Origin of the sequence: Paenimyroides tangerinum (assembly GCF_003865405.1) — a bacterium.
Lineage (GTDB): Bacteria > Bacteroidota > Bacteroidia > Flavobacteriales > Flavobacteriaceae > Flavobacterium > Flavobacterium tangerinum.
Map to the genome: position 1 here is coordinate 1 of NZ_RQVQ01000011.1, position 24,255 is coordinate 24,255.

Annotated in this window: 28 protein-coding genes; 10 read left to right on the forward strand and 18 right to left on the reverse strand. The window is 28.9% G+C overall.

Annotation, left to right across the window (positions count from 1 at the left end):
* The first annotated feature begins 375 nt into the window (after positions 1-375).
* Positions 376-855 (forward strand): hypothetical protein, encoded by a 480-nt coding sequence (locus tag EG240_RS06080; RefSeq protein WP_125018506.1) that lies wholly within the window; start codon positions 376-378, stop codon positions 853-855.
* Between the two features lie 5 nt (positions 856-860).
* Here the strand turns inward: EG240_RS06080 and EG240_RS06085 are convergent, their stop codons facing one another.
* From EG240_RS06085 to EG240_RS06115, 7 genes are all read right to left on the reverse strand, one after another.
* The gene (locus EG240_RS06085) at positions 861-1,400 is read right to left on the reverse strand and encodes a DUF1697 domain-containing protein (protein WP_125018507.1); all 540 of its coding nucleotides are present in this window, start codon (positions 1,398-1,400) and stop codon (positions 861-863) included.
* 3 nt (positions 1,401-1,403) lie between these two features.
* Entirely contained in the window at positions 1,404-2,150 is a 747-nt protein-coding gene (locus tag EG240_RS06090) for a methylated-DNA--[protein]-cysteine S-methyltransferase (protein ID WP_125018508.1), read from the reverse strand.
* A 63-nt stretch (positions 2,151-2,213) separates the two neighbouring features.
* A complete protein-coding gene (locus EG240_RS06095; RefSeq protein ID WP_125018509.1) occupies positions 2,214-3,485 on the reverse strand; it encodes an adenylosuccinate synthase in 1,272 nt (423 codons plus the stop codon).
* Positions 3,486-3,506: 21 nt separating this feature from the next.
* Positions 3,507-3,962: a Fur family transcriptional regulator gene (locus EG240_RS06100; RefSeq protein WP_125018510.1), complete on the reverse strand. Its 456-nt coding sequence runs from the start codon at positions 3,960-3,962 to the stop codon at positions 3,507-3,509.
* 74 nt (positions 3,963-4,036) lie between these two features.
* Complete coding sequence (locus EG240_RS06105; protein ID WP_125018511.1) at positions 4,037-6,244, reverse strand: RelA/SpoT family protein; 2,208 nt, start codon at positions 6,242-6,244, stop codon at positions 4,037-4,039.
* A gap of 115 nt (positions 6,245-6,359) precedes the next feature.
* A complete protein-coding gene (locus tag EG240_RS06110; RefSeq protein WP_125018512.1) occupies positions 6,360-7,037 on the reverse strand; it encodes a porin family protein in 678 nt (225 codons plus the stop codon).
* A 91-nt stretch (positions 7,038-7,128) separates the two neighbouring features.
* Entirely contained in the window at positions 7,129-7,929 is an 801-nt protein-coding gene (locus EG240_RS06115; protein ID WP_125018513.1) for a TrmH family RNA methyltransferase, read from the reverse strand.
* A gap of 136 nt (positions 7,930-8,065) precedes the next feature.
* On the opposite strand from EG240_RS06115, the gene EG240_RS06120 reads away from it, so the two are divergent.
* Together EG240_RS06120 and EG240_RS06125 are read left to right on the forward strand one after the other, a co-directional pair.
* Entirely contained in the window at positions 8,066-8,668 is a 603-nt protein-coding gene (locus EG240_RS06120) for a trimeric intracellular cation channel family protein (protein WP_125018596.1), read from the forward strand.
* Between the two features lie 2 nt (positions 8,669-8,670).
* A complete protein-coding gene (locus EG240_RS06125) occupies positions 8,671-9,213 on the forward strand; it encodes a HutD family protein (RefSeq protein WP_125018514.1) in 543 nt (180 codons plus the stop codon).
* Between the two features lie 68 nt (positions 9,214-9,281).
* Here EG240_RS06125 and EG240_RS06130 read toward each other — a convergent pair whose 3' ends face one another.
* Together EG240_RS06130 and EG240_RS06135 are read right to left on the reverse strand one after the other, a co-directional pair.
* Entirely contained in the window at positions 9,282-9,713 is a 432-nt protein-coding gene (locus EG240_RS06130; RefSeq protein ID WP_125018515.1) for a hypothetical protein, read from the reverse strand.
* 105 nt (positions 9,714-9,818) lie between these two features.
* Complete coding sequence (locus EG240_RS06135; RefSeq protein WP_125018516.1) at positions 9,819-10,400, reverse strand: PhnA domain-containing protein; 582 nt, start codon at positions 10,398-10,400, stop codon at positions 9,819-9,821.
* A gap of 114 nt (positions 10,401-10,514) precedes the next feature.
* Between EG240_RS06135 and EG240_RS06140 the strand changes: the two genes are divergently transcribed.
* Positions 10,515-10,916 carry an acyl-CoA thioesterase gene (locus EG240_RS06140; protein ID WP_125018517.1) on the forward strand — a complete coding sequence of 134 codons (402 nt, stop codon included), beginning with the start codon at positions 10,515-10,517 and terminating at the stop codon, positions 10,914-10,916.
* A 10-nt stretch (positions 10,917-10,926) separates the two neighbouring features.
* Positions 10,927-11,754, forward strand: a complete 828-nt coding sequence (locus tag EG240_RS06145; RefSeq protein ID WP_235830338.1) for a restriction endonuclease — start codon at positions 10,927-10,929, stop codon at positions 11,752-11,754.
* 287 nt (positions 11,755-12,041) lie between these two features.
* On the opposite strand, the gene EG240_RS06150 is transcribed toward EG240_RS06145, so the two are convergent.
* Both EG240_RS06150 and EG240_RS06155 read right to left on the reverse strand, forming a co-directional pair.
* Entirely contained in the window at positions 12,042-12,779 is a 738-nt protein-coding gene (locus tag EG240_RS06150) for a tyrosine-protein phosphatase (RefSeq protein WP_125018518.1), read from the reverse strand.
* Between the two features lie 145 nt (positions 12,780-12,924).
* A complete protein-coding gene (locus EG240_RS06155) occupies positions 12,925-13,650 on the reverse strand; it encodes a YARHG domain-containing protein (protein ID WP_125018519.1) in 726 nt (241 codons plus the stop codon).
* Positions 13,651-13,722: 72 nt separating this feature from the next.
* On the opposite strand from EG240_RS06155, the gene EG240_RS06160 reads away from it, so the two are divergent.
* Positions 13,723-14,244, forward strand: a complete 522-nt coding sequence (locus tag EG240_RS06160; RefSeq protein WP_203229292.1) for a DUF4240 domain-containing protein — start codon at positions 13,723-13,725, stop codon at positions 14,242-14,244.
* A gap of 313 nt (positions 14,245-14,557) precedes the next feature.
* Entirely contained in the window at positions 14,558-15,052 is a 495-nt protein-coding gene (locus EG240_RS06165; RefSeq protein ID WP_125018520.1) for a DinB family protein, read from the forward strand.
* 27 nt (positions 15,053-15,079) lie between these two features.
* On the opposite strand, the gene EG240_RS06170 is transcribed toward EG240_RS06165, so the two are convergent.
* The 7 genes from EG240_RS06170 to EG240_RS06200 all read right to left on the reverse strand — a co-directional run bounded on the left by EG240_RS06170 (position 15,080) and on the right by EG240_RS06200 (position 20,754).
* Entirely contained in the window at positions 15,080-16,087 is a 1,008-nt protein-coding gene (locus EG240_RS06170; protein ID WP_125018521.1) for a hypothetical protein, read from the reverse strand.
* Positions 16,088-16,115: 28 nt separating this feature from the next.
* Positions 16,116-16,646 (reverse strand): sugar transferase, encoded by a 531-nt coding sequence (locus EG240_RS06175; RefSeq protein WP_125018522.1) that lies wholly within the window; start codon positions 16,644-16,646, stop codon positions 16,116-16,118.
* A 10-nt stretch (positions 16,647-16,656) separates the two neighbouring features.
* Positions 16,657-17,355, reverse strand: a complete 699-nt coding sequence (locus EG240_RS06180) for a PA3715 family protein (RefSeq protein ID WP_125018523.1) — start codon at positions 17,353-17,355, stop codon at positions 16,657-16,659.
* 38 nt (positions 17,356-17,393) lie between these two features.
* On the reverse strand, positions 17,394-17,876 hold the full coding sequence (locus tag EG240_RS06185) for a hypothetical protein (RefSeq protein WP_125018524.1): 483 nt from the start codon (positions 17,874-17,876) through the stop codon (positions 17,394-17,396).
* On the reverse strand, positions 17,873-18,544 hold the full coding sequence (locus EG240_RS06190) for a hypothetical protein (protein ID WP_125018525.1): 672 nt from the start codon (positions 18,542-18,544) through the stop codon (positions 17,873-17,875). The genes EG240_RS06185 and EG240_RS06190 overlap by 4 nt, the downstream gene beginning before the upstream one ends.
* Before the next feature lie 6 nt (positions 18,545-18,550).
* Positions 18,551-19,336, reverse strand: a complete 786-nt coding sequence (locus EG240_RS06195) for a DUF3667 domain-containing protein (RefSeq protein WP_125018526.1) — start codon at positions 19,334-19,336, stop codon at positions 18,551-18,553.
* Positions 19,337-19,614: 278 nt separating this feature from the next.
* Positions 19,615-20,754 (reverse strand): acyl-CoA dehydrogenase family protein, encoded by a 1,140-nt coding sequence (locus tag EG240_RS06200; RefSeq protein ID WP_125018527.1) that lies wholly within the window; start codon positions 20,752-20,754, stop codon positions 19,615-19,617.
* An 88-nt stretch (positions 20,755-20,842) separates the two neighbouring features.
* Between EG240_RS06200 and EG240_RS06205 the strand changes: the two genes are divergently transcribed.
* The 3 genes from EG240_RS06205 (at position 20,843) to EG240_RS16465 (ending at position 24,203) form a co-directional block, all read left to right on the forward strand.
* The gene (locus tag EG240_RS06205; protein WP_125018528.1) at positions 20,843-21,904 is read left to right on the forward strand and encodes an anhydro-N-acetylmuramic acid kinase; all 1,062 of its coding nucleotides are present in this window, start codon (positions 20,843-20,845) and stop codon (positions 21,902-21,904) included.
* Between the two features lie 97 nt (positions 21,905-22,001).
* Entirely contained in the window at positions 22,002-23,228 is a 1,227-nt protein-coding gene (locus EG240_RS06210; protein WP_125018529.1) for a Glu/Leu/Phe/Val dehydrogenase dimerization domain-containing protein, read from the forward strand.
* Between the two features lie 54 nt (positions 23,229-23,282).
* Positions 23,283-24,203, forward strand: a complete 921-nt coding sequence (locus EG240_RS16465) for an energy transducer TonB (protein WP_158611995.1) — start codon at positions 23,283-23,285, stop codon at positions 24,201-24,203.
* Positions 24,204-24,255: the final 52 nt, after the last annotated feature.

The following is a 24,255-nucleotide window of genomic DNA, read 5'->3' on the forward strand; positions in this document are numbered from 1 at the left end:
AGCTTTGCTATTATTTGAGAAAACAATGTTACATTTACCATCAAGAGAGTGTTTTTTTGTTGTACAACTCAAAGATAATTTGAGATTCAAAAGTTTACTCTCTTTTTTTTGTTTTATTTAAACGTTTAGGACGCTATTGTCTTGGGATTATTGATAATTCGAATTTATTATTGAAAAAGTTAAGTGAAATTTCTAGAAATAATTAAATTACAATTTACTTGATTAAGAAATTAATACTTTTAATTCGTTTTCTATTTTAGAAATAAATTGGTTAATTTCTTATTTACATATTCGTTTTTGCATTCAAGATAAGCTACATTTTCAGTTTCTATGAGTAGATTCTCCTTCTGATTTAATACTTTTATTTAAGTAAGCATGAAAATAATATTTAATCTAATAATTTTAATAATTCAAATTTTTATTTCGTTTGTAATGCTCTTTAGTATTTATATGCTTTTTGCGTTACTTGACAATGATTTTGGATTTGATGAACTTTTCGGCTTAGTAATAATTCAGCCTATTTTGGCAATTATTTTTTCTGTAATAACCATTTTTGTATGTTTATTATTTGGACTTCCAATTCGTTTAAATTCTAAAATTAATGATTGGTATAGAAAACATTTCTATATTTCTTTTATTGGATTATTCTTAGGAATAATTATGTTGATTTTAGCTTTTATACCTAGTTTTAAGGAAACTGTTAATTATGAATTTGATGGTGAATTTGTTTTAAAAGAAATTCCAAATTTGTTTTGTTCTATTTCTGGATGGATTCTAATTGCTTTTTCGACACTTCATATTTATCCGCCTAAAATGGTAACTGATAGATTGCAAAAAGTTTTTAGAAAAAAGTAATTATTCTAAAAATCAGTTGATAATTCAAGTATTTTCTTACTTGTTTTTAGATTTCGAGTTGTACATAAAACGTTCAATTGTTTTTCTAAAAACACATTGGTTAATTTCGTGTTTCCATATCCGTTTTTACATTCAAGATAAACTACATTTTCAGTTATGATAATTGTTTCTCCTTCTGATTTTTTTTCCAGAATTTTATCAAAATTAGATACTTTTGTGCATTCATTTAAAAAAGTTAGATAAATATTCTTTTCTTCAAAATCAAAAAAAGGTAGAAGTGCAATATTTGTTTTAAGTTCTTCGTTTTCTAATATTAGAACAGGAATATTAAGTTCAAATGTAGCTTTAATTTTTGATGTAATTAATTGAGCTAAATCAGTTTTTGAAAGATTTTGATTATTTGTAAAAATTACGTTTCCACTTTGGATATAAGTTTGAACTTTTTCAAATCCCAAGTCAAAAAACATATTTTTTAAAGCTTCCATTTTAATGATATTTTTTCCAGAAACATTAATTCCACGAAGTAAGGCAATGTATGTTTTCATAAACTATTTCTGTAAACCTTCCCAACCAATCAATAAAAATTTAGTTGGTAATCCCCACATATAACCGCCAAATTTTCCGCTAGTTTGAATTACACGATGACACGGAATCAGTAAACTTATCGGGTTGTTACCGATTGCAGTTCCAACGGCTCTAAACGCTTTTGGTTTGTTTATTTTTCTTGCAATTTTTCCGTACGAAGTCAAACTACCTTTAGGAATTTCTAATAAAGCTTTCCAAACATCGAATTGAAATTCTGTTCCTTTGATATAAAAAGTTATTTCTACATTTTCATTTCCTTCGATAAAATCTAGAATTGATTGATGTGGATTTTTCGTTTCAAGTATAAATTTTGAATTTGGATAAATTTCTTTTAAATAAGGAAACGAAGGTTTTTCTTTGGTTTGAAATGCAACATAACAAACACCAATTTCGGTCGAAGCAATTAATATTTGACCAATTTTAGTCTTATATATTTGATAATAGATTTCAAGATTTGGATTTGAAATTTCTTGTTTAGAAAACGCTACAAATTTGAAATTGGTTTTAGTTTTTTCAAATTTAAATTCATTCATTTTTTTTAATGCATTTTCAACGGAAAGTTCATTTATAAACTCATCCGTATTTTGAATGTCTAATTTTTTTAAATGTGGTTTTAATGCGTTCGAATAACTTTTATCAAATAGACCACGTTTAGAATTTCTAAACGGAAGATTCATTTCTTTTAAGATATCTAAAACGGATTGATTCATAATTAAAAACTTTAAAAAGCTAATGTATAAAAAAAGCCGATTCAAATGCGAATCGGCTTTATATTATTTAATGATTGTTTGTGTTCTGTCTGGACCAACTGAAACAATTTTAATTGGCACCTCAACTTCTTTTTCAATAAAATCAATATATTCTTTTAATTCAACTGGTAATTCATCGTAAGAAGTCATTCCTGTTAAATCTGCTTTCCAACCTTTTTTCTCAACGTAAATAGGAGTTACGTTTTCAGGTTCGATATTGTAAGGTAAATGTGAAATGTTTTGACCTTTGTATTCGTAACCAGTACAAACTTGTAACGTATCAAAACCAGATAAAACATCACCTTTCATCATATACAATTCAGTAACACCATTTACTTGAACTGCATATTTTAAAGCAACTAAATCTAACCATCCGCAACGACGTGCACGACCAGTAACCGAACCGAATTCGTTTCCAACTCTAGCCATTGTTTGACCAATTTCGTCAGTTAATTCCGTTGGGAATGGACCTGAACCTACACGAGTTGTATAAGCTTTGAAAATTCCGAAAACTTCTTTTACTTTGTTAGGAGCAATTCCTAAACCAGTACAAGCACCAGCAGCTGTAGTGTTTGAAGAAGTTACAAACGGATAAGTTCCGAAATCAATATCTAATAACGAACCTTGAGCACCTTCAGCTAAGATAGATTTTCCATCTTTTAAAGCTTGGTTTAAATAAGCTTCAGAATCGATGAATTTTAATTTTTTCAAATCTTCAATTGCAGCGAAAAATTCAGCTTCCATTTCAGCTAAATTATATTGTAAATCAACTTTGTAGAAGTCAATCATTTCAATATGTTTTTCTGCTAAAGCTTGGTATCTTTCTTTGAAATCTGCTAATTCAATATCACCTACACGTAAACCGTTTCTTCCAGTTTTGTCCATATAAGTTGGTCCTATACCTTTTAAAGTAGAACCAATTTTAGCTTTACCTTTTGCAGTTTCTGAAGCTGCATCTAATAAACGGTGTGTTGGTAAAATTAAATGTGCTTTTCTAGAAATAAATAAACGCGATTGAATGTCGATGTTAAATTTCTCAAGTCCTTCAATTTCTTTTTGGAAAACAACTGGGTCAATAACCACTCCGTTTCCGATAATGTTAATTGAATTTTTGTGGAAAATTCCAGATGGAATCGTTCTTAAAACGTGTTTAATTCCGTCGAACTCTAATGTATGTCCTGCATTTGGTCCACCTTGAAAACGAGCAATGATGTCGTATTTAGATGTAAGAACGTCTACAATTTTTCCTTTTCCTTCGTCTCCCCATTGAAGGCCAAGTAGTAAATCTACTGTCATGGTTTAGTATGTTAGATTGTGTTAATTTTCTGTTGTGTTGTCTTTTCTTTTTGTTCCATAAAAATATAATGAATGATTATGGATATCGATATTGAAGATTTCTTCAATTGTTTTTTTAATGGTTTGGATTCTAGGGTCACAAAATTCAACAACTTCACCTGTATCTGTCATAATAACGTGGTCATGTTGTTTATCGAAATATGATTTTTCGTAATGTGCTTGATTTTGTCCGAATTGATGACGACGAACTAAGCCACATTCCAATAACAATTCTATCGTATTATAAAGTGTTGCTCTACTTACACGATAGTTTTTGTTTTTCATTTTTATGTAAAGAGATTCAATGTCAAAATGTTCTTCACTTTCATATATTTCTTGAAGAATTGCATAGCGCTCAGGCGTTTTTCTATGACCTCTATCTTCTAAATACTTGGTAAATACGTTTTTAACAATCTCTTGATTTTTATTTACTTCCATGGAATGTTTCCTTAATCAATTGCAAATATATAGGTTATTTTTTGAGCGTAAAACTTTATTTTTAAAAACTTGTTCTATTTTGCAGTAACTCTTGTTACTTTCTCAATTCCATCTATTTTTTGAATATTATCTATCAATTTATTTAAAGTAGAAATGTTGTTTACAATCACCGTTATTTCTCCATTAAAAATTCCTGCATCTGAACTTAATGAAATGCTTCGAATGTTAACCGACATATTATTAGAAATTACTTTGGTTAATTCATTCGTTAATCCCATACTATCAATTCCACGAATTTTTAAAGTTGCATTAAATTCTTGTGCAGAAGAATCTATCCATTTAGCTTGAATGATTCGATATGCATAATTTGATTGCATACTAATGGCATTCGGACAATCTTTTTTATGAACCTTAATCCCTTCGTTTATTGTTATAAATCCAAAAACATCATCACCTGGAATTGGATTACAACAAGCCGAAAGTTTGTAATCTAGTTTGTTTTCTTCTTTACCAAAAACTAGTGAATCTAAATTAGATTGAGGAGCAATTACTTCTATATTTTCTCCTTTTTTAATCGTTTTCTTGAAGAAATTAAAGAATGAATTACTATTTTTATGATTCGCAAACTCTTTTAATTGTTGATTGTCAATTGCACCAATTCCAATTCTATAAAATAAGTCTAAACTCGTTTTTAATTTAAAGAAACTAGCAAGTTCATTGATTGTTTTCTCATCCAAATTAACTTTTAGATGGCGCATTTTTCGCATCAACAATTCTTTTCCATCTTCACCAATTTTTTTCATATTCTCGTTCAGAACATTTTTTATTTTGTTCTTAGCACGAGCAGTAGTAACGAATTCTAACCAATGAATACTTGGTTTTTGATTTTGTGATGTAATGATTTCAACTTGGTCACCGCTATTTAAAACATGATTTAGCGGCACCAATTTTCCGTTAACTTTTGTACCTCTTGTGTGAACTCCAACTTCTGAGTGAATACTAAAAGCAAAATCTAAAGTTGTTGCACCTTTAGGTAATGATTTAATTTCACCTTTTGGTGTGAAAATGTAAATTTCTTTTGAATATAAATTCAACTTAAAATCCTCTACGAAATCAATAGCATTAGCATCTTGATTTTCAAGAGTTTCCTTTAATTGATTTAACCAAATATCTAAGCTGTTTTCTTCAGTAACACCTTGTTTATATTTGTAATGTGCAGCATATCCTTTTTCTGCAATTTCGTCCATTCGTTCGCTTCGAATTTGAACTTCTACCCAGCGACCTTTTGGTCCCATAACTGTAATGTGCAAAGCTTCATAACCTGTTGATTTAGGAGAAGAAATCCAATCTCTTAAACGACTTGGACTCGGACGATAAAAATCTGTAACAATTGAATAAATCTTCCAAGCAACGAATTTTTCGTCATGAAGAGGAGAATTGTAAATAATGCGTATTGCAAACTTATCATAGACTTCTTCAAAACTTACATTCTGAGCCTTCATTTTTTTACGAATAGAAAAGATTGATTTTGGACGACCTTTTATCGTAAATTCAATTCCTTCTTTAATTAAAGATTCTTTAAGAACACTCGTAATGGATTCGATATAAGCTTCTTGTTCTTGTTTGGTTTCTTTAATTTTACTTAATATTTCATTGTAAACTTCAGGCTCAGTATATTTTAAACCTAAATCTTCTAGCTGAGTTTTAATATTAAATAATCCCAATCGATGTGCAAGTGGCGCATATATATATAAAGTTTCTGAAGCAATTTTAGCTTGTTTATATGCAGCCATGCTTTCCATCGTTTGCATATTGTGTAAACGATCTGCAATCTTAATTAAAATCACACGTACATCATCGTTTAATGTAAGTAACATCTTACGATAATTTTCTGCTTGCATCGAAACTTCAGGATCAGGCTCCAATTTAGATATCTTAGTTAATCCTTCAACAATTTTTGCAATTTTAGGATTAAACATTTTTTCAATATCTTCAACCGTGATATCTGTATCTTCAACAACATCATGCATTAAAGCTGCAGCAATTGAAGTTGGACCTAAACCAATTTCAGAAGCAACAATTTTAGCAACAGCAATAGGATGGAAGATGTAAGCTTCTCCGGATTTACGGCGTTGATCTTTGTGTGCATCAACAGCAACATCGAACGCTTTTCTGATTAATTTCTTTTCATCATCATTAAGCGTTTGATAACTTATGCTCAATAATTCTTTATATTCTCGAGCAATAGCTTTATTTTCTTGTTCTATTTCTAATTCGGTCATAATTGTCTTGGTTGAAGTAATAAATATAGTATTTTATTAGTAGGTTGGCAATATATAAATGAAAAAAGCAAAGCTTTTTAAACTTTGCTTTTTATTTGTTATTTAAAGTATTATTCTAGAACGCGTAAAAAATTCCTGCAGAGAATTGAACATGAGACCCTAATGCTGTACTGTTTGTAATATTTTTCTTAGCAAGTGCTTCGACGTTTATTCCAAAACGTTTATACCATGCTTCTGCAGGATATCTATAACCTTTCATAAAACCGAAGTCAGCAAGCCAAAAATTTATACCTCCACCAAAATCACCTGTTGTATAGTTACGTTGTCCAAAACTAAGATATCCAATTCCACCTTTAAGATATGGGTCAACTACAGGTATGTTAAATAATCCTCCCAAGCTATATAATAAAGATCCACTGAATGTATAAATATCCTTATTTGTATATAACGGAACCCCATTTGTAAAACCTCCAGGTTTTAGTTTATTAAATGAAAAAGCAGCTTCAACGGATAGGTTTTCAACAAACTCGTATCCTAAAGTAACCTTTGAAGGAATCGCCATTGTACTAAAATCTGAAGTTTTTAATGGGTCATTTTTGTCAAAATTTACATTCACGCTATTCATCGATAATCCTAATTTCCATCGTGAATCACTAATAAAGCGCTCTTCCTTATGATTAACTTGTGCATTTGATTCTAATGAGCTTCCTAAAATAAAAGCTGTTAGAGCAATTTTACCTAAATTTTTTTTAAGGAAATTATAAGGACTAAGAGTGATAGAACTATTTTTCATGTTTATAGATTAGTTAGTTTTTCATGTTAATTTCATATCATTTAATAGATATAATATTCAAATTTAATTTTTTATCTTTAAAAAACAAATTTTACGAGGAATAATCACGCTGTCTTTTAGCCTCAAATAGTAAAATCGCTGCTGCAACCGAAACATTCATTGAATCTATCGCTCCTTCCATCGGAATAATAATATTTTGATTGGATTCTTTTCTCCAAATTTCACTTAATCCAGTTGCTTCTGTTCCTACAACAATTGCTGTAGCTTCTTTGAAATTTTGTGTATAATAAGGTTTTGCTTCTTGAAGAATCGCACTGTAAATTGAAATGTTTCTATCTTTTAAAAAAGAAATTACTTCTTCTGATGTTGCCATTGCAATCTGATTTGTAAAAACGCAGCCAACACTTGATCGAATCACATTTGGATTGTACAAATCACTTTTAGGATTCGCGATAATCACGGCATCAATATTAGCTGCATCAGCAGTTCGTAACAAAGCACCAATATTCCCAGGTTTTTCAGGAGCTTCTGCAATTAAAATAAGTGGATTATCTTTTAATTGTAAATCGGCTAATTTAGTAGATTTATTCTGAGCTACAGCAATTAAACCTTCAGTTGTATCTCGATAAGCAAGCTTTTGATAAACATCTTTTGAAATCTCAATAAGTTCAATTTCATTTGAATTTTTGATTAACTCGTGAATTTCTTCAACTGAAATATATTCAATACAAAACAAAATTGTTTTAATTCTAAAATTGCCGATTAAAGCTAACGAAACTTCACGTCTGCCTTCAATTAAAAATGTTTCGCTGGTTTTTCTAGCTTTCGATTTTTCTTGAAGTTGAACTAAATTCTTTATAATCGGATTTTGTAAACTTGATATTTGTTTCATTTTGAAATTTTATACATTAAAATATAAGCTGCAAATTTAAATAACTTTAAGTTCAATTTGTAATTATTCATTAGTAATTCTGATTTTAAAACTTTTATTTTACCTTTATCGACTTACAATAAAAACACGATTTATGATTTTTAATATTTTAGACATTTTAGGAACTGTGGCATTTGCAGTTTCAGGAACTTTAGCGGCTATTGAGAAGAAATTAGATTTTTTTGGTGTTTTGACAATTGCTTTGGTAACTTCAATTGGTGGTGGAACTTTGAGAGATTTATTAATCGGAAATACTCCAGTTTCTTGGCTACAAAATCTAAATTCCTTCTATATTATTATGGGAAGTTCGATTTTTGCAATCATATTTCGTGCTCGTTTGAGTATTTTTAGAACTTCATTATTTTTGTTTGATACGATTGGGATTGGACTTTTTACTTTAGTTGGTTTAGAAAAAGGTGTAAACATCAATTTACATCCATTGATTTGTATTTCATTAGGAACGGTTACAGCTTGTTTTGGAGGTGTTTTGAGAGATATTTTATGTAATGAAATTCCAGTGATTTTCAGAAAAGAAATTTATGCAACTGCTTGTATTGCTGGTGGATTTGTGTTTTTTGGTTTACGTTATTTGAATCTTCCTGAAGATATTATTTATCTTGCAACTGCAGCTTCAATTATTACAATTCGAATTTTGGCTGTGCTTAAAAAATGGTCATTTCCTCCAATTGAAATGAAATAATTATGATTAAAATTTCAAAACAAAATATCATTCCAAACAAATGGGATGGGGGTTTAACCTACGAATATTTTATATTTCCTGCAGAAAGTAAATATGTCGAAAGAAACTTTGATTTTCGAATTAGTTCTGCAACTATTGAAAAAGTACCTTCAAATTTTACTAAATTTTCTGGTTATTTTAGAAATTTAGTAATGCTTGATAATTCCTTAAATATTTGTAGAAATGGTTTAAGTGAAGATTATTCAAAACATGAGATTTTTAAATTTGATTCGAATGAAGAAATTGTATCAAACAGTTTGGGTAATGATTTTAATTTGATGATTTCTAAACGAATTTTAAATCACGAATTGAGCATTTTTGAAGGAAATATAATAGAAAATTCGGATTGGATAATTCTTTTTGCGCTTTCTGAAAATATCATATTTATTGATCAGATAGAACATAAATTGGTCGCTAATGATTGTATTGTAATTGAAAATTTCTTGAAAAATGAAATTGAATTATCGATTTTATCAAAAGTAATATTGGCTACTTTAAATAGATAATCAGTAATTTATTTAAGCAAAAAAGTTTGATTTTTGTAAATAAAAATCAAACTTTTGTATATTAAAGATTAGCTATTAAAATTAAAAATAAAAGTATTTCCAGTATTATTATAAGCTCTGTTTTCCCAATTTCTGTATTGGTTTCTGTTTAAAATGTTATATAAATCAGATTTTAATCTTCTTTCGTATGCTCTTTGGTTGTAATTATTTGTAATCATAAAATTTAGAGAAACTTGTAATCTAGATCTTTGATCTCTTGATAAATTTAAAAAATCATAGCGATTTAATTCTCGTTCAACTCGGTAATCGCAATCTCTGTGATTATGTTTTTTATCATATTTTCTTCCTTTTTTGTAATCATTTTTTTTATGTTTTGAATGATGATTATGACCTCTTTTAGGTTTTCTATCATGATCTCTTTCGTTATCTCTGTGACGACCTGGCTGTGCATTTACAATAGTTGCGATTGTTAAGAATGCGATTGTGATTAAACTTTTCATAGTAAAGATTTTTAATGTTGTTCTTTATAGTAAAGTATCCAAAGTTTGTGCCAAAAAAAGACTTGGTGTTCTGCCAAGTCTTTAAATTATTGATTATTAATCTAATTAAGATTGTTTTTTAACATATTTTGTAAGGATAACAATCTGTTGACCGTCGATTTTCCCCTCAATTTGTTCTGTATTATCATGAACTAAACGGATATTTCTAACTGCTGTTCCAATTTTCGCATTGATTGTCGAACCTTTTACATCCAAATCTTTAATTAGTGTTACTGTATCACCTCCAACTAAAATGTTACCGTTACAATCTTTATGTAAATCTATTGAACCATCACCTTCGTGATCTCCCGTAGCTTTAGCCCATTCTAGAGTTTCGTCATCTAAATACATCATTTCTAAATTGTCTGCAGCCCAACTTTCATTTCTAAAACGATTAAGCATTCTCCAACTTACAACCTGTACAGCTGGGACTTCACTCCACATTGATGTAGATAAACACGACCAATGATTAGCATTTAATTCTTCTTTTTTCTCAATTTGATTTAGACAAGTATCGCAAATATAAATTTCGCGATTTGGTAAATTACTTGCTGTTGGTGGAACATCATAAACATTTAATGTTGTTGGTGCTTCACATAATTCACATACATTTCCACTTCTTGCGGCTAATTTTTCTTCGATTTTCATGGTATATAAAATAAAATATGGCTCAAATATAATTGATAAAATCCATTTAATAAAATGAAAAAAGAAACTAAAAATTAACAAAATAGTTTTAAATTGTAATTAAAAATATAAACTATGAAATTTCATACTCGAAAATGGGTAAAACCCGAAGATTTAAATCCCAATCGAACTTTATTTGGAGGAAAATTGTTAGCTTGGATTGATGAAGAAGCTGCTTTATATAGTATTATTCAATTAGAAAATTCTCATGTTGTTACCAAATTCATGTCTGAAATCAATTTTATGAGTTCTGCAGTTCAAGGTGATATCGTTGAAATTGGATTAGAAGTTGTGAAATTTGGTAATACATCATTGATTTTAAAATGTGAAGTTCGTAATAAAATGACACACGAAAAGATTCTTACAGTTGATAAAATTACAATGGTTAACTTAGATGAAAATGGTAAACCAAAAGCGCATGGTAAAACCAATGTAGAATATGTTAGTGATCGTTTAGCGAATAAATCCAAAATTTAATAGTTTCGGTATGTTGTATGTAAAAAAATTATCAGGTGAAATTATTCCTTATGACGAATCTAGTTTAAGAGGTTCACTTCAGAAATCAGGTGCGAACGATGAACAGATAGAAACGGTTATGGAAGAAATTAATAAAATTCTTTATGATGGAATTCCAACTGGTTTACTTTATGAAAAAGCATTTGAATTGTTACGTAATTTAAGACATTCCTATGCGGCGAGATATAGTCTAAAAAAAGCACTTCGAGATCTTGGACCAGAAGGTTATTATTTCGAGAAATGGGTTACTAAGTTATTTCAAACACAAGGTTTTCATGCGGTTTCGGGTCAAACTTTACAAGGAGAAGCCGTTAAACACGAAATAGATGTTGTTGCATCAAAAGATGACCGATTGGTTTTATGTGAATGTAAATTCAGGAATGATGTAGATGCGAAAATTAGTGTGACAACTCCCATGTATTTTTTATCTCGATTTAACGATTTAAAAAATTTAGAGTTTGAATATTTTGGTAAAGTGATGAAACCAACAGATGGTTATATGGTAACTAATGCTTATATGACCAGTGATAGCATTGCTTTTGCCGAGAAATATGGAATACAATTGATTTCTTGGGATTATCCAGAAAAATTGAATATAAAACAATTGGTTGACGATTATAAGTTTTATCCTGTAACTTGTTTGACTAATTTGACGGAAGACGAACGCAATATATTATTAGAGAAAAATTGTATATTAATAAAAGATATTTTTTCAAATCCACTTCTTTTAGATCATTTTAAATTTGACGAAGAAAGAAAAAAAGTAATTTTTGAAGAAGTAAATGATTTAGTGATATAAAAATAAAGCGAGCCTAAGCTATTCAAAGTCGGAAGATTTTATCTTCCGACTTTTTACTTAATATTAATTACAATTTCTAATAATAAATATAGTTTAATGGGAACTTTTTAGCTTGTAATAATTGATTTTCAATATTGTCATCAGTAATTAATGATGTTTATAAAATCTTAAAAAAGTTGGAATTTTCTCACGACCATGATTACAATAATTTACTTCTATATTTAATTTGACATAAGTGTAAAATAATATAAATAAACATAACTCTAAAGCATTATATCTTTTTGATTTTATTCTGTATATATTTTCTTCATCAATTCTAAATCTACATTCAATATCGTTTTTAAATAATTTTCAATATTTTGATACTTCTCTGTAATTGCTTCAAAAGCAGTTTTTAAATAATCTGGTTGAACCAAGAAAACATCCGCTAATGCAGGATTTTGAGAAATATATCCTTCATATTTCTTTTTCAAAAATTCATTAGACATTAAATAATCCGATTCGATTTCATTCCAATCAACATTTAAAGCTTCTAGAATCAAAGCAGTTGCAATTCCTGTTCTGTCTTTTCCGGCCGTACAATGATAAATAATCGAAGTATTTTCAGGATTCTGTAACACTTTAAAAAAGTTAGAATATTCTTTTATTGCATCATCACTTAAAACCATTTCTTTATAAAAATTCATTAATAAAGGCTTGAAATCTGTAATTCCTTTTTGAATTTCAGCCATAAAAGCATCCATATTAGCTGCTAAAATATCCAAATGAATTTGATTTTTACAAGTAGTTGGAACTTTATCAACAGATTGTGCTCTTTCAAAATCTGTTCTGAAATCAACCACTGTCTGAATGTTTAATTTCGCTAATAAATCTAAATCTTCTGGTTGTAAATTACTCAATTCATCAGTTCTGAAAAGTAAATCTCTTTTAATGGTTTTGCCTTCTTTTGTTGGAATTCCACCTAAATCTCGAAAGTTAAATCCGCCTTTTATAGGTAATATTCTGCTGTTTTCTAATGTAGTCATTTTATGAGTTTATAAGATGTCCTAATTTACGATTAATTTCTTAAAATAGATAAACTTTTTATCACATCGAGCTATTCTTTCTTAGTAATTCATTGCAAGAAATTTATTTCAAACGAAAATAAATAGAATAATTTTTATCATTTTTCTAATTTGAAACTTCCATATCGATAAATTGAAGTTTATTATTTTTCCATTCAAATCGCCAAACGTAGTTGAATTTCACATAATTTTTACTTTGATAAATAATTGAATTTTCTTCTTTTGAACCCAATACAAAGTCATAAAACATAAAAACCTTTTCATCTTCAATTTTAATTTTATAATTTTTTGTACATTCAATATTATCAACTGTTAAACTATAAAGAGCTGTGTTTTTTGACCAACCCAGATTTTCAATTTTAATGTTTTTTAAAATATCTTTCAAATAATTATAACTATCATCTTCAACAAATATATCTTCTGAAAAATCAAAATTAGTTTTCAATATTCTTTCATCATCATTCAAACATGCAATTTTAAAGTTATTTATTTCAGTTAGAAGTTGGTTTCTTTCTGATTTTAATACATCGATTTTTTTCTGTAGAAAATCAATATTTTGTTGTTCTGTTTTATCAAATTTTAACTTATCATTATTACCAATTGGTTTGTACCATTCTTGATCTTCAAAATAATAATATACTTCTGGCTTCAAAAAAGCATAACCTTTTCGAGCATATAAATCATTGATTAAAAATTGTAATTCTTCAACGCCTAGATTTTGTATTTGTTCTATTTTCAGAAGTTGTTTAGAACAAGTTGAACAGTTCTTAATTTCTTGTGCGTTTATACAATTTACTGCTAAAAAAAGCACTAATAATACTTCATTTTTCATAAAAATGAAATTTGATTAACACTAAATTTATTAATTTTTTTATTATATTTAAGTGTTAATTTAAAAATACTTATGAAAATGAATATTAATGCAAAAGATTACATTACAGAACAACAATTTTGGGATATTATTGAACGTTCCAACAAAGGAAAAAATTTGGTAGATATTTTGATGCCTCTAACAAAACAAGAAATTATTGGTTATGTTTATTGGTGGAATCATTTTAATATCATTTCATATCGTCAAGATTTATGGGCAGTTGCCTATGTTGTTTTGGGTGGATGTAGCGATGATGGATTTGATTATTTTAGATTTTGGCTGGTTGCTCGAGGTAAAGATGTGTATTATGCAGCTTTAGAAAATGCAGATTCATTGTGCAATCATTTTTTGAACTTACCAAGTGATGAATATCCTGAAGCAGAAGTTCTTGATTATGCATATATAGAAGTGTTCAATGAACGTTTTGGAAAAGATTCTTTTTATTCTGATGAGGAATGTGATTTTGATTATACACGTCCAGAAATTGTTTTTAAATGGGAAGAAGATGACGAAGAAAGTATTCGTGAAGTTGTTCCCAAAACTTTTGATAAATGATGGGGAAATGATGAGTTTTAAAAATTCTATAATTACAAAAAGAGATCATCTAAAAAACTAGAGATTTCTTCATAATTATAAAATTATCTAAAAGTTAAATAATCATTTAAAACTACATTATATCATTTAGCAATATAAAAGTAGTTTTTCTCATTTTATAGTTGGTTAGGTTTGGTCTAAAAGTATTATTAAAACACTTATACTAAGATAATTAAAAAAATACTTTTAAATTCTGATTCTTTTGAATTTAAAAATATCTTTTTATGTTCTTTTGAGAATAAATTGTATTTTTGAAATAAAACGAAATATAATTATGAGTATTCAAAAAGCATTATTAGTCGAATTAGAACGCGAGAAAAACAACACGTTACGAATCCTGAACAACTTACAAAACGATAAGTTTGATTATAAGCCACATCCAAAATCGATGTCGATGGGAGAGTTAGCAAATCATATTGTAGAATTACACAATTGGGTGGAATTGGCTTTAGAACGTGATACATTTGATTTTCATACCGATTACAAACCTTCAACTTATACAACAGTCGAAGAATTGAAAACTGTTTTAGAAGATGGTTATTTGCGAAATAAAGCATTAATCGAAAATTTAAATGAAGCTGATTATTTCAATACTTGTACTTTAAAAGCTGGTGAACATGTAATTGTTTCACTTCCAAAAGCTGGAGCGTTACGTTTTATTATTAATAATCACCTGATCCATCACCGCGGTCAATTAACGGTTTATATGCGTTTGTTAGACATTCCGGTTCCTGGAATATATGGTCCATCTGCAGATGATAAGCAATAAAAAAATCTCCAATTGGAGATTTTTTTGTTATAATTTCGAGAATAATAATTGCTTTTTTATTTTTTCGATTCTATTATTTGCAAAATCAACACCATAAACTTGAAGTAAAAATGCGTGAATTGTAGAAATAATTGAGTTTCCTTCTTGCGGAATAAATGCCCAACCTTTGACGGAATTTTCTGTAAAAAGCAGGTTATTTTCTACCAATATACAATGATTATAAATGCGTCCGTATTTGCCATAACGTCTTCCTAATTCAAATATTTGATTGGAATCAAATTTATTTGTGCTGGCTATAAATGGATTCTGTTCAAATTTATGAAGAACAATTTCAGGATTAATAGTTGTTTTAAATTTTAAGTGAAATCGGGTTGAATGTAACAACTGACTCGGAGTTGTAATATCTGATGACGTAATTGGACAATCGATTCCAATAGTTGCATACATATCTTTTACGTCAATTGCGTGATGTGTTCCGTTCAAATCTGAAAGATGTCGCGCTACAACATTTGCACCAACTAATCGTTCGTGATTTCCGATGTCTTCGGATCTTCTTACCACAACAAAATCAGCAAATTCTAGATTTGAAAGATTTTTATCTGACAAGCTATTGATTATTGCAGCAGCTCCGTGCGTATTACAAGAAACAATTTGTACAAATTTCTGAAATTCAATTTGTTCATTGTTTAGATTTGACATAAAAGGAATTCCAAAATTCTTTTCACTTCCTTGGCTACAAGCACCTTTTAAATTGATAGTGTTTTCATAAATCGATTTGTTTTTTAATCCAAAACCGTTTGCAGTTGTATCAAAAACATAATCCACTTTTTGAACCATTGTTTCTAATGAAACTTTGTCCGAAAAAACAATTGTAATTCCTTTTTGTTCTAAAAAATGTAAATCATTTAATTTCCAATTTTGTTTGATATTTTTATAAACAAAAACTTCAGAAATATTCAAAATCTCTTTAAAATCGATAAGTAAACAAGCTAATGTGGTACCAATATTTCCAACTCCATTAATCAATATTTTCATAAATCTTTTATTATTAAAACGACTTTCTTTAATTTTGACGCTTTGAAATTACATTCTTTACATTTTGTTTTCCGATAAATAAAACCAAAAAACTCATAAACAATATACAGAAATCTAATGTAATTTTTCTATTTTTCACATAATAAGAATCTAGAAAAAAACTCATTTTTTTATGACAAATTGGACTTAATTGTGCCAAACCAGTTAAACCAGGTTTTACGTTCCAACGATTTTTATAATATTCAGTTTGCCAACCTAACCGTTCAATATCATTTTGTGTTAGTGGACGTGGACCAATAAAATTCATCTCACCTTTTAGAATATTAATCAATTGCGGAATTTCATCAATGCCTGTTTTTCTTAATATTGAACCAACGAAAGTTATTTGATTATCTTTCATTGTTCTCAGCTTAATCAATCTGAAAGGAAGTTTTTTTATTCCGATGCGTTCTTGTATAAAAAACGCAGATTCTTGCTCAAATATTATAATGATACAACTAACAATTACCAAAAACGGTAATAAAATCAAAAGTAATATAAACGCAATCAATCGGCTCATTTAGTTGGTTTTATTCGTAAGTTTTACCGTTATATTTTAACTTTTTTGTTTTGTTTGAAGTTGAAATTTTTTCATCACAATCATCACCTTTTGGTGTTGCAATTGTATCTGTTATTTTATTTCTAAGAATTAGGTTATAAAATCCGTTTGTTTTTTGATTATCAATATCAATTGTAATTTCTTCTCTTTGAAATTCACCATTACAATTTCCGTCCCATTCACCAGAATAATTTTCAACTTTTATTTCATCAGCAATTTGTTTCAAACCATTTTTAGTTGGAATATATAATGATAAATCAGTTGTTCCGTATGGATTTACTCGACTACTTCCTGTGTATGAAACACGAACTCCGAATGCTCTAACTTTATCAGAAAGTTTATAAAGTCCAGTATCAATCGTAAATCCATCTAAACGTATGGCATCTGAAGTCCATTTACTTTTTTCGAAATATTTATTGAGAATTTGCCCAGATTGATTATCAGCAATTACAATATATGCATCGTACACATAAAATTCAACATCATCTTGATTGGTTTCATATTTTGGAATTACCAAAACAGTTTTTTCTTTAGCATAAGGTAAAACTTTCGTTTGTATTAACTCCATATTCACATCTTTGGGTTTCAAATTCAATTTGGTTAAAACTTTAGAAATCAACTTTTCGTCCTGAGCTTGAGAATTAAAAGTTGCTAAAATGCTTAAAAGCAAATAAAAAAATTAAGTGTTTTTTTCATAAAATAGATTTTTTAATTATAATTTAAACTATTTATGAAAATAGTAATTAAATCCCAATTTTCATTTCCAAATCCATTCGTTTTTGAAATAATTTGATTTTTGGTTAGAATCCTAATTTCGGTGTCATATCCATCAGTTTCTTGAAATGATTTGCCGTTTGTAATTTCTTTAAAATCGGACAAATTAATTTTATTCGTTAAATCAGTAAAAACTCCTTCCTTTAAATCTTTTACTTTACTAGATGATTTTTCCTTGTTTTTACTATAAATATGAAACTCAAAACCTTTATTATTTATCAAATAAACAATTGAATCATTCAAACTTCTACCACCAAAATGTTTAATGATAATTTGTTCAATTTCAGGTTTATCGATGTGATTTTTTTGTATGTTTTCAGAACGAGTTTTTTCTAAGTCAAGTTGCTTATTATTACAAGATGTAATAAATAATAACAGAAATACATAATTTATAATCATATAGCGAGATTTATTCATGGTTTAATATCTTCAAATAAAACACTGACATGACCTTCAATAATGAAATCAGGATAATCAGAAAAATCTGCATCTTTTATTAAATAACCGAAACTAGATTTTTCTAATAATCCAAATTTTTCAACGCTATAAGAATTAATTTTTTTGTTGTATTTTCCGATAATTGAATTTATATTTTCTGTTATAGGTGTTTGCATCATCATTTCATTGAATTTTTCGTGTGATGTTATTTTCTTACCAAAATTCTTTTCGAATTGAGATGAAGTTTCTTTCGCAAAATCTGGATAATAAATAGTTTGTCCAATATATAAACTATACAATTTATTTAAATCAAAGTCCTTTTCAATAATAGGAAAAAGTGCATTTAAACTATCTAAACAAGTTTTAAAATCAATTTGTTTATCAACTTTAATCGAAACAGATACTAAACTGTCATTTTTTAATTCTGAAAATGTAAATTTGTAATTTGTTGTATCTTGATCTTTTACCCAATAAAACCATTTAACTTTAGTGAAAGCATCTTCTGAAAAACCAACTAATTTTTCGTCTTCGATGTTAAGTTTCCATTCCTTTTTAGGAGGTTCGTTAGTTTGCTTAGTTTCTTTATTCTTATTACAAGAAGTCAATACTATTAAGAAAATTAATAAAAGTGATTGGTAGGTTTTCATGTTTTTTTAAAGTTTGGTTAATACGACATATATGACAACTGAGATGATTAATAAGAGATAAATTATAATGAATATTAAAGCTAAAAATAAATAAAACTTCAAAAGATTTACAATAATTTCAGACGAATGCTTTTCTGGATTTGTACCTTTATAAAACCAGTATAACAAAAAAGGTGTTGCCAAAAGTGATATACTCGGTAAAATCATTGGTGAAAAATTAAATTTAACACCTAAATAGTTTAAAGGTGTAATAATCAATCCAATAAGTGTGTAATATATATATAAATACGTATTTAGAATAATACTCTCAAAATAGTTATATCTCCATTTTTTGAAAGCCCAATATCCAGCCAACGAAAAAAAAGGAATAGTTGATAGCAAAATAAAAGAATAATAAGATGAAAATATTTTCATATAATTAGCCATGAAATTCTTCATTCTATCATCAGTTTTAATCATTTCAAATTGATCTGAATATAAATCAGTTACAACTTGATCTGAATGCATTATATTAAAACTAATAAATGAAGTTAATCCTCCTAAAACCAAAGCAAGTAAAATTGGTTTGTAATGATTTACGCGATTTCCATCTATAAATTCTTTTGCCGTTTTTCCTGGATTTCGAAGGATTTTTTTAATAGAATAGAAGAATCCCTTACTGGTATGTAAAGCCAAATATTGAATTTCATCAAAAACATATTTTTTATCGATGCGTTTGAATTTCTTTTGACCACAGTTTCCACAAAAATTTTCTGTAATTGTATTTTGACAATTTTTACAAATCTCGTTCATTGTTTTTTATGTTAAAAGTACAAAAAAAATAAAAGTAAATTAACTATTTTGATTAGTGTTGTTTGTTATAAGTCAAAAAAAACAATCCTGTTGTAATGAATTAGAATTGAAGTATAATTATAAAAAAAATCTACAGAGAAGTATTTTTTAGCTCAGCATCATAATTGGAAAGAAAAGCTTTTAATGAGATGCAATTTGTAATAACGTCCAATTTAAGTTACATAAAAAAAGTCCGATTTAATTAAAAATCGGACTCTATAATAAAATGTTAAAAGAAATTACTTAGCAATTCCTCTTGAAATTACAATTTTTTGTATTTCAGAAGTTCCTTCGTAAATCTGAGTAATTTTAGCATCACGCATCATACGCTCAACATGGTATTCTGCCACATATCCGTTTCCTCCATGAATCTGAACCGCTTCGATTGTCGTATCCATTGCAGTTTTAGAAGCGAATAATTTTGCCATTGCTCCAGAAATTGAAATGTCTTCTCCGTTATCTTTTTCAGCAGCAGCTTTGAAACACAACATACGAGCAGCAGAAATTTGAGTTGCCATATCAGCTAACTTAAATGCAATTGCTTGGTGGTTGATGATTTCTGTTTTGAATGCCTTTCTCTCTTTAGCATATTTTAAAGATAATTCGTAAGCACCTTGAGCAATACCTAATGCCTGAGAAGCAATACCAATACGACCTCCGTTTAAAACATTCATTGCAAATGCAAAACCAAATCCGTCTTCACCGATTCTATTTTCTTTAGGAACTTTTACGTCTGTAAACATTAACGAATGTGTATCAGACCCTCTAATTCCCATTTTTTTCTCTTTTGGACCAATTTCAAAACCTTCCCATCCTTTTTCAACGATGAAAGCATTGATTCCTTTATGTCCTTTTTCAACGTCTGTTTGAGCAATTACTAAATAAGTAGAAGCTGTTGCTCCGTTAGTAATCCAGTTTTTAGTACCATTTAATAAGTAATAATCACCCATGTCAACCGCGGTTGTTTTTTGAGAAGTAGCATCAGAACCTGCTTCTGGCTCAGATAAACAAAAAGCTCCAATTTTTTCTCCTTTAGCTAAAGGGACTAAATATTTCATTTTTTGTTCTTCGTTACAGTATTTTTCCATACCAGCACAAACTAATGAGTTGTTTACTGACATAACTACTGCAGCAGAAGCATCAACTTTTGCAATTTCTTCCATTGCCAATACATAAGAAACGCTGTCTAAACCAGAACCTCCGTATTTTGGGTCAACCATCATACCTAAAAATCCTAATTCACCCATGATTTTTACAGCTTCTGTAGGAAATTTTGAATGTTCGTCTCTTTCTATTACTCCAGGTAATAATTCAGCTTGTGCAAAATCTCTTGCAGCTTGTTGAATCATTAACTGCTCTTCTGTTAATTTAAAATCCATTATATGTTTCGGTTAATTAATATATTTTATAATCTTCAAATATAAAATTTTATTAGGAAATGTTCAAAAGATATATGTATTTTTAAGCATGAATTTCGAAAAAAATAAAATTTTAGGGATAATGTCGGGAACTTCATTAGATGGAATCGACTTTGCAGTTGTAGATTTTCAACTGATTAACGGTAAATGGAAGTTTCAAATTAATGAAACACAGACCTATTCTTATTCTAAAGAATGGTTTGAAAAATTGAAATTTGCTGCAAAACTCTCTAAAATTCAACTAGAAAATTTAAATAAAGAATATACGTTTTATTTAAATCAACAAATAAAGCGTTTTATTGATGAATTTAAAATTACAAATTTAGACGCCATTGCTTCACACGGACATACGATTTTACATAATCCAAAAGAAGGTTATACGTTGCAAATTGGAAATCTTCCGGATTTAAAAAACGGATTTGACATTCCAATCGTTTGTAATTTTAGAGTTCAAGATGTAAAATTCGGTGGGCAAGGAGCACCGTTAGTTCCGATTGGTGATCGTTTGTTATTTTCTGAATTTGATTTTTGTTTGAATTTAGGCGGGTTTTCTAACATTTCATATGAAATTGAAGGTGTTCGAATTGCTTATGATATTTCGCCTGTAAATACAGTTTTGAATTTTTATGCTAATCAAATAGGATTAGAATATGATGAAAATGGTGATATCGCTTCAAAAGGAAATATCCATTTTGATTTGCTTGGGATTTTAAACGCAAATGATTTTTATCAAAAAAGCTTTCCTAAATCTTTAGGAATTGAATTTGTATTTAATGAAGTTCTACCTATTATAAATAGATTTAATATCGAAATACAAGATGTTTTAGCAACGTATGTAGAACATATTGCTATTCAAATTGAAAATGTGCTAAAAAATAAAACTGGTAAAATGTTAGTTACTGGAGGTGGTGCTTTTAACACATTCCTTATAGAAAGAATAAAAAAGCGCAATCCAAATATTCAAATAATTATTCCAAATCCTGTAATTATGAATTATAAAGAAGCCTTAATTTTCGCTTTTTTAGGTATTTTGAAACTAAATAATACTAATAATGTTTTGGCAAGTGTAACTGGAGCAAAGATGGATCATTCATCTGGAGTGATTTTGTAATGAATTGACAATAATTAGCTTTAAATTGTTAGAAAATTTGTTATATTCATTTATATTTGTGGGATTATAAAAACAATAAACAAACTTTAAAATTATAATGAAAGATTTATTAAAGAAATTCGAAGACAAAGCACCTGAGGTTGTTTTTCATTGGAGTGATTCTGAAACTGAAGCAGAAGGATGGGCAGTAATTAATTCATTACGTGGAGGAGCTGCAGGAGGTGGAACTCGTATGCGTAAAGGTTTAGATATGAACGAAGTTCTGTCTTTAGCTAAAACAATGGAAGTTAAATTTACAGTTGCTGGTCCTGCGATTGGTGGTGCTAAATCTGGAATTAACTTTGATCCAAACGACCCTCGTAAACAAGGCGTTTTAAAACGTTGGTACAAAGCGGTTTTCCCATTGTTAAAAAATTATTACGGAACAGGTGGTGACTTAAACGTAGATGAAATTCACGAGGTAATCCCAATGACTGAAGATTGTGGTTTATGGCATCCACAAGAAGGTGTTTTTAACGGGCATTTTAAACCGACAGAAGCTGAGAAAATCAATAGAATTGGTCAGTTACGTCAAGGTGTTTTAATGGAAGTTATGGATACAAAATATACTCCAAATGCTGACAAAAAAATCAAAGTTGCTGATTTAATTACTGGATTTGGTGTTGCTGAAGCAGTTCGTCATTATTATGATATTTATGGAGGAAACGTTGAAGGTAAAAAAGTTATCGTTCAAGGTTTCGGAAATGTTGGAGCGGCAGCAGCTTACTATTTTGCACAAATGGGAGCAAAAGTAGTGGGAATTATCGACCGTGATGGTGGAATCTTAAATCCAGAAGGATATTCATTTGAAGAAGTTAAAAGTTTATTCTTAGCTAAAAACGGAAATACATTAGTTGCAGATAATATGATTCCTTTTGCAGAAATCAACGAGAAAATTTGGTCAATCGGAGCGGAAGTTTTTGCACCTTGTGCAGCTTCTCGTTTGGTACAGAAATCTCAAGTTGATGCAATGATTGCTTCAGGTTTAGAAGTTATTACTTGTGGAGCTAACGTTCCTTTTGCAGATAAAGAAATTTTCTTTGGTCCAATTATGGAAGAAGTTGATGCTAAAATTAGTTTAATTCCAGATTTTATTTCTAACTGTGGAATGGCTCGTGTATTTGCTTATTTTATGGAAAATCGTGTAGAAATGAAAGATACTTTAGTTTTTGAAGATACTTCTAACACAATCAAAAATGCAATTGCAAAGGCACATTCATTAAATAGTTCTAAAACAAATATTTCAGAAGCTGCTTTTGAAACTGCTTTAAAACAATTAGTGTAATTTATAATAATTTATTTCGTATTTTCGTGTAGAAAAAAGAAACCAACCGTTGTTATGAAAACATTAAAATTTACAGAAGAAGAAAAGAAATCGGCATTTATAACTTTTTGTATTACAGCTATAATGCTCACGATTTTATTTTTTATTAGTTTAACTTCTACCACAGAAACCAATTCCTTTTTAGAAGGCGGAGGTGGCGGAGGCGGAGTTACTGTGAATATTGGTGATAGCGATTTTGGTTCGGGAGATAATTATCAAAGTGAATTAGCTCAAGTTTCTTTGGAAAAGCAAGCTAATTCAGTTCAAGATGAGTTTATTGAAGAAACTATTTTAACACAACAATCTGTTTCTAGTTCTGATTATGTAATTGAAAAAAAGGAAACTACTAAAAAACCGAAAGATAATAAGGTTAATTTAGATACTCCTAAAAATCAAGTCAAAAAAGAAACAAAGAAAGAGATCATTTCTAAAGAAACAAATAGTGCTTTGTCCAATCTATTAGGTGGAAACAAAAGTGGTGATGGAGATGATACAAAAGCAGGCAATAAAGGGAAAGCTAATGGTTCATCAAATTCTAATAATTATTATGGCTCAGGAAGTGGTTCAGGTTCTGGATCTGGTAACGGTTCAGGAAATGGTTCTGGTTCAGGAAGCGGAAGTGGTTCTGGATACGGCTCTGGTTATGGATCCGGTTCGGGTTCAGGATTTGGATATTCATTAGGAGGTAGAAAAGCAATTTCTAAACCTCTTCCGGCTTACAATTGTAATGAAGCAGGAAAAGTTGTTGTCGAAGTTACAGTAGATAAAAGTGGAAAAACTACAGCCGCTACAGCCGGAGTTCGAGGAACAACAAATAATGCAAAATGTTTGTTAGAACAAGCTAAAATAGCCGCAATGAATACCAAATGGGAAGCTTCTGATAAAGCACCAGAAAAACAAATAGGTTCAATTATTTATCATTTTACTTTGAGATAGATTTTTTAAATACAATAACAAAAAAAAAACAGTAGATTTCAGAAATGGAACT